The sequence below is a fragment of the Streptomyces sp. MK37H genome (assembly GCF_018035285.1).
GTDB classification, from domain to species: Bacteria; Actinomycetota; Actinomycetes; order Streptomycetales; family Streptomycetaceae; genus Streptomyces; species Streptomyces endocoffeicus.
Genome location: NZ_JAAAYH010000533.1, coordinates 1 through 5,205 on the forward strand (window position 1 = coordinate 1; position 5,205 = coordinate 5,205).

At 72.4% G+C, this 5,205-nt stretch carries 7 protein-coding genes; 6 read left to right on the plus strand and 1 reads right to left on the minus strand.

All coding sequences use genetic code 11. From position 1 onward, the window contains the following. Positions 1-455: LysR family transcriptional regulator (locus GWI24_RS39915; protein WP_210950921.1), on the minus strand; the 455-nt coding region annotated here is incomplete at its 3' end. Between the two features lie 97 nt (positions 456-552). Between GWI24_RS39915 and GWI24_RS39920 the strand changes: the two genes are divergently transcribed. From GWI24_RS39920 to GWI24_RS39945, 6 genes are all read left to right on the plus strand, one after another. Beyond that, complete coding sequence (locus tag GWI24_RS39920) at positions 553-714, plus strand: hypothetical protein (RefSeq protein ID WP_210950922.1); 162 nt, start codon at positions 553-555, stop codon at positions 712-714. A 182-nt stretch (positions 715-896) separates the two neighbouring features. Further along, positions 897-1,631 carry an alpha/beta hydrolase gene (locus GWI24_RS39925; protein WP_210950923.1) on the plus strand — a complete coding sequence of 245 codons (735 nt, stop codon included), beginning with the start codon at positions 897-899 and terminating at the stop codon, positions 1,629-1,631. Further along, a complete protein-coding gene (locus GWI24_RS39930) occupies positions 1,628-2,479 on the plus strand; it encodes a sulfurtransferase (protein ID WP_210950924.1) in 852 nt (283 codons plus the stop codon). Before GWI24_RS39925 ends, GWI24_RS39930 begins: the two co-directional genes overlap by 4 nt. Before the next feature lie 51 nt (positions 2,480-2,530). Then, on the plus strand, positions 2,531-3,454 hold the full coding sequence (locus GWI24_RS39935; protein WP_210950925.1) for an ABC transporter permease: 924 nt from the start codon (positions 2,531-2,533) through the stop codon (positions 3,452-3,454). Next, complete coding sequence (locus GWI24_RS39940; RefSeq protein ID WP_210950926.1) at positions 3,451-4,197, plus strand: ABC transporter ATP-binding protein; 747 nt, start codon at positions 3,451-3,453, stop codon at positions 4,195-4,197. Before GWI24_RS39935 ends, GWI24_RS39940 begins: the two co-directional genes overlap by 4 nt. Continuing rightward, positions 4,194-5,205 (plus strand): ABC transporter substrate-binding protein (locus tag GWI24_RS39945; protein ID WP_247617543.1); only part of this gene is annotated, 1,012 nt, incomplete at its 3' end. The genes GWI24_RS39940 and GWI24_RS39945, both read left to right, overlap by 4 nt.

Below are 5,205 nucleotides of genomic sequence, written 5' to 3' on the forward strand. Positions count from 1 at the left end.
GTGACGTATACGGCGAGGTCGAGTTCACCACGCGCGACGGCGTCCGTCAGCCGCGCCGAGCGGTCGATGCGCACCCGGACCTCGGCGCCGGGCCGGGTGTCGCGTACGGCCGCGGTCAGGACGGGAAGGATCTGGTCGGCGCCGTGTTCGGTGGCGCCGATGATGACGGGTGCCGCGTCGGCCGGGTACTCGCCCAGGAGCCGGCGAAGGGCCGCGTCGTGTGCGCCGACGATCTGCTGGGCCTCCTCAAGCAGTCGGGTGCCGTGGGGGGTGAACCGGGTCTTCCTGCCGTCACGTTCGACGATGGGGCGGCCGAGGGACTTCTCCAGCCGCCGGATGTGCTGACTGACGGTGGACTGGCTGAGGGCGAGTGCGCCGGCGGCGCGGTGGAAGCCTCCGTAGTCGGCGACGGCAATGAGACTGCGCAACGCCACGATGTCCAATACCGGTCGCATGTGCGCAGGCTAGCAACCGATCGATCGGAAATCACGATCGATTTTGATGGCAAATCATCGTTGGACGGCCGACTCCGGCCTCGTGCATCCTGAGGTCATGCCGCGTACAGCGTTCGTGACGGCCCGCGGGCCGCGCACCCACCGCACCGGATCCGGGCCGTCGGCCGCCGGACCGGCGGTGTGCCGCGCCACGGGCGCCCGGCTGACACGGCGGCGCGTGGTCGACTTCGGCCGCACCGGCGCCATGCGCTGTCGCTGACATACGGCTTCCCGGCGGGCTCGCCGTCGCCGCTCGCTCGCCGCCGCCCGTTCGCCCCTCCGCGCTTCCCCGTCGGCAGGCGCTTCCCGCCTGCGTCTCTTCCTTTCCCTTCCGCACTTCCGCACGGCCGCTCCATCTCGCTCGTGCGGTCGGGCGCGCCGCTGTCGATGAATCGAGTTCTCATGACCTCTGCTCAGCCTGTCCACTCCTGGGACGAACCGGCGGGAATCGCCCCGCGCGGCACCCTCGTGCTTCTGCCCGGACGGGGTGAACACGGCGGTGTGTACGAGCGGTTCGGCCGCCGGATCTCCGCCGACGGCTATCGCGTCCGCGCCCTGGGAGACGCCTCCTCCGGCCCGGAGGCCATCGCCGAGGCGGCCACCAAGCTGTTGCGCGACGAAACGCTCCCGGGCCCCCGCGTACTGGTCGGTTCCGACACCGGGGCCTCCCACGCGGCGCGGCTCGCCGCCCTCGACGCCTCCGGGCTGGACGGGCTCATCCTCGCCGGGCTGCCGACCGGGCCGCACCCCGCCGAAACGGCCGCTCGGGACTGGGAGCAGGAGTTGGAGCTGCGCACCGCCTGCCCCACGCATCGGGGCAGGCTGACCGCCGACTCCGCGTTCCGGCGTGGTGCCCTGGCGGGCCCGCCGACGCCGGGGCCGCCCACGCTGGAGGGGATCTCCGTTCCCGTGCTCGGGCTGCACGGTGCCGAGGACACCGTCAGCCCGCTCGGTGAGGTCCGTCGCGTGTTCCGCGAGCTGCCCCGAGCGGAGCTGGTGAGTCTGGCCGGTACCCGGCACGACGTCCTCAACGACGTGACGCACCGCACCGCCGCCGCCACGGTGGTCCTCTTCCTGGAGCGGCTGCGGCTGGACCCCTGCCTGACGCCCATCGCCGTACCGGAGGCCCTCGCGTGACCGCCCCCGTCCTCACCACTCCGGCCGAGCTGTACTCCCGGCTGTTCCACGGTGGTCCGGCGCCCGTTGTCCTGGACGTACGGTGGCGGCTCGGCGATCCGCACGGTCATGAGCACTACCGCACCGGGCACATCCCGGGCGCGCGCTACGTCGACCTCGACACCGAACTGGCCGCTCCGCCCACTCCGGCCGGCGGCCGCCATCCGCTGCCGGACCTCGCCACGTTGCAGCGGTCCGCGCGCCGCTGGGGACTCACCGCCGACCGGCCGGTGGTGGTGTACGACGACAACGGCAACACCGCCGCCGCTCGCGCCTGGTGGCTGCTGCGATGGGCCGGGGTCGAACGGGTCTCGCTGCTGGACGGGGCGCTGGCCGCGTGGCGCGCGGCCGGCCTGCCGGTCGAAACGGGCGAGCCCGCCCCACCTGTCGAGGGGAATGTCGTCCTCGCCCCGGGGCAGCTGCCGGTGCTGGACGCCGACGCGGCGGCCGAGGTGGCCCGTACGGGCGTCCTGCTGGACGCGCGGGCGGCCGAGCGGTACCGGGGCGAGACCGAACCGGTCGATCCGCGCGCCGGGCACATCCCCGGCGCCCGGTCCGCCCCGACGGGCGACAACCTGGCACCGGACGGCACGTTCCACAGCGTGGAGGAGCTCGCGCGGCGTTTCACCGCGCTGGGCGCCGACAGCACGACAGAGGTCGGTGTCTACTGCGGCTCCGGCGTCACGGCCGCCCATACGGTCGCGGCCCTGGCCCGCGTCGGTATCACGGCCGCGCTCTACCCCGGCTCCTGGTCCGCCTGGTCCGCCGACACCGCCCGCCCCGCGGCCGTGGGTGCGGCGCCGGGCTGATCCACCGCCCGCACACCTCCTGTGAACACTTCCCGACCGAGAGGCCGCACCATGCCCTCCCCGCACTCCTCCGTGTCCGGGGCCTCACCGCCCCCGCGCACGTCCGCACCACCACCCCCCGGTGCGGCGAAGGACCCGACGCCGCCCGTCAAACCCGCCGCGGCGCGGACATCCCGCCCCACCGCCGCGCGCACCCGGCCCCGCCTCCGGGTCCCGCGCGGGGTGCGCCGGGCCTCCGGGCCGGTCGGTCTGCTGCTGCTCTGGTTCCTGGCCGCCGCCACGGGTGTGCTCCCCGAGTCCGTGCTGGCCTCCCCCGTCGACGTCGTGCGGCGCGGTGCGGACCTCATCGGCACCGGTGAGCTGCCGCAGGCCATCGCCGCCTCCGGCCGGCGCGCGGCCCTCGGCTTCCTCATCGGCGCGGCCGTGGCGCTCACCCTGTCGCTCACCGCCGGTCTCTTCCGGCTGGGCGAGGACGTCATCGACGCGTCCATGGGCATGTTCCGGGCCATTCCCTGGGTGGGCCTGATCCCGTTGTTCATCGTCTGGTTCGGCATCGACGAGACACCGAAGATCGCGCTGGTGGCGCTCGGTGTCACCTACCCGCTGTACTTCAACATCTACGGCGGCATCCGGTCCGCCGACGCCCAGCTGATCGAGGCCGGGCGGATGGTGGGCCTTGGCCGCATCGGGCTGATCCGGTACGTGATCCTGCCGTCCGCGCTGCCCGGGGCGCTGGTGGGGCTGCGGTACGCGCTGTCCACCGCGTGGCTGGCCCTGGTCTTCGCCGAGCAGGTCAACGCGGACGCCGGTATCGGCTATCTGATGAGCAACGCCCAGCAGTACTTCCAGACCGACGTCATCGTCCTGTGCCTGGCCGTGTACGCGGTGCTGGGGCTGCTGTGCGACTTCGCGGTGCGGCTGCTGTCCCGGCGGCTGCTGGACTGGCGGGCCTCGTTCGACGGGGAGGGGGCATGACACCGGTGAACGGCACGAACAGTGTGGAGGTCCGCGGGCTGACGCGCGCCTTCGGCGACAAGACGGTGCTCGACGGACTCGATATCACCATCCGCGAGGGCGAATTCGTGGCCCTGCTCGGCCAGAGCGGCTGCGGAAAGTCGACGCTGCTGAGGATCCTCGCCGGGCTGGACAGCGAGACCGAGGGCGAGGTGGAGGTACCGGAGCGGCGCTCGGTGGCCTTCCAGTCGCCACGGCTGATGCCGTGGCTGCGGGTGTGGCACAACGTCGTACTCGGTCTGCCGGCCGGAGACCGCGCGCTCGCCGGGCGCTATCTGGCCGAGGTCGGCATCGAGGAGTACGCGGGTGCCTGGCCCCGCACGCTCTCCGGCGGTCAGGCCCAACGCGTCTCGCTGGCCCGCGCGCTGGTGCGCGAGCCCGAACTGCTGCTGCTGGACGAGCCGTTCGGCGCGCTCGACGCGCTCACCCGCGGCAAGGCGCAGCGGCTGGTGGCCGACCTGTGGCAGCGGCACGGCTGCTCGATCCTGCTGGTCACGCACGACGTCGAGGAAGCGCTGCTGCTGGCCGACCGGGTGTTGGTGATGGACGGCGGGCGGATCGCCTACGAGGCGGAGGTGGACCTCGCACGCCCGCGTGACCTCGGCTCCCCCGACTTCGTGGCGCTGCGTGGCGAACTCCTGCGACGACTGGGCGTCGACGACGCCTCGGCGCATTCGCACCATCGAGAAGAGGTGACCGCATGAACCACATGCACCGCATGAACCGCTCGCACACCGGAGATCGCAGGGCCACGGCCGCGGCGCGCGCGCTCGGCGCCGCGCTGGCACTGACCGCCCTCCTCGCCACCAGTGCCTGCGCGGGCGACAGCGAGGCGGCGTCCGAGACCGATCCGTCGAAGGTGACGCTGACCCTCGGTGACCAGGCCAAGAACCTGAAGACGCTCTTCGATGCCTCCGGAGCCCTGGAGGGAACGCCGTACAAGGTGAAGTGGGCCGAGTTCGAGGGTGCCGCACCGCTGTTCCAGGCCGTGCAGGCCGGGGCCGCCGACACCTCGTACGCCGCCGATCTGCCCACGCTTCAGGCACTCTCCGGCGGAGTGCGGGTGAAGGCCGTCGGAGCGCTGCACAACGACGGCACACACACCGGGATCGTGGTCCGGAAGAACTCACCGGTGCACAGCGTCAAGGACCTCAAGGGGAAGAAGGTCGTGGTCTCCTCGGCCAAGGGCTCCATCGCCGAGTATCTGCTGGCGCACGCCCTGGAGCAGGCGGGGCTGAGCTACTCCGACGTCCATGTGCAGTATCTGCTGCCCACCGACGCCCAGGCCGCCTTCACCTCCGGCAAGGTCGAGGTCTGGGCCACGTTCGGCGTGTACAAGACCGTGGCCGAGCAGCACGGCGGCCGTCTCCTGGTCAACGGGGCGAACGGGCGAGTGAGCGGCTACGGCTTCATCGGAGCCTCCGAGAAGGCCCTTCAGGTCCCGGCGAAGAAGAAAGCCATCACCGACTATCTGCGCCGCCTCGACAAGGCGCTGGCCTGGTCCCGCCGGCACCCCGCGGAGTACGCCAAGGCCATCCAGCGCACCAACGGAGCCTCTGCCACGGTCGCCAGGGCCCTGGTCGACCAGGCCAACAGCGAGCTGCTGCCGGTGAACGAGCCGGTGATCCGCTCCGTGCAGAAGGTCGGCGACACCATGCACGACATCGGTGTCCTCACCCCCAAGCCGATCCTCGCCGACCACGCCGACACCA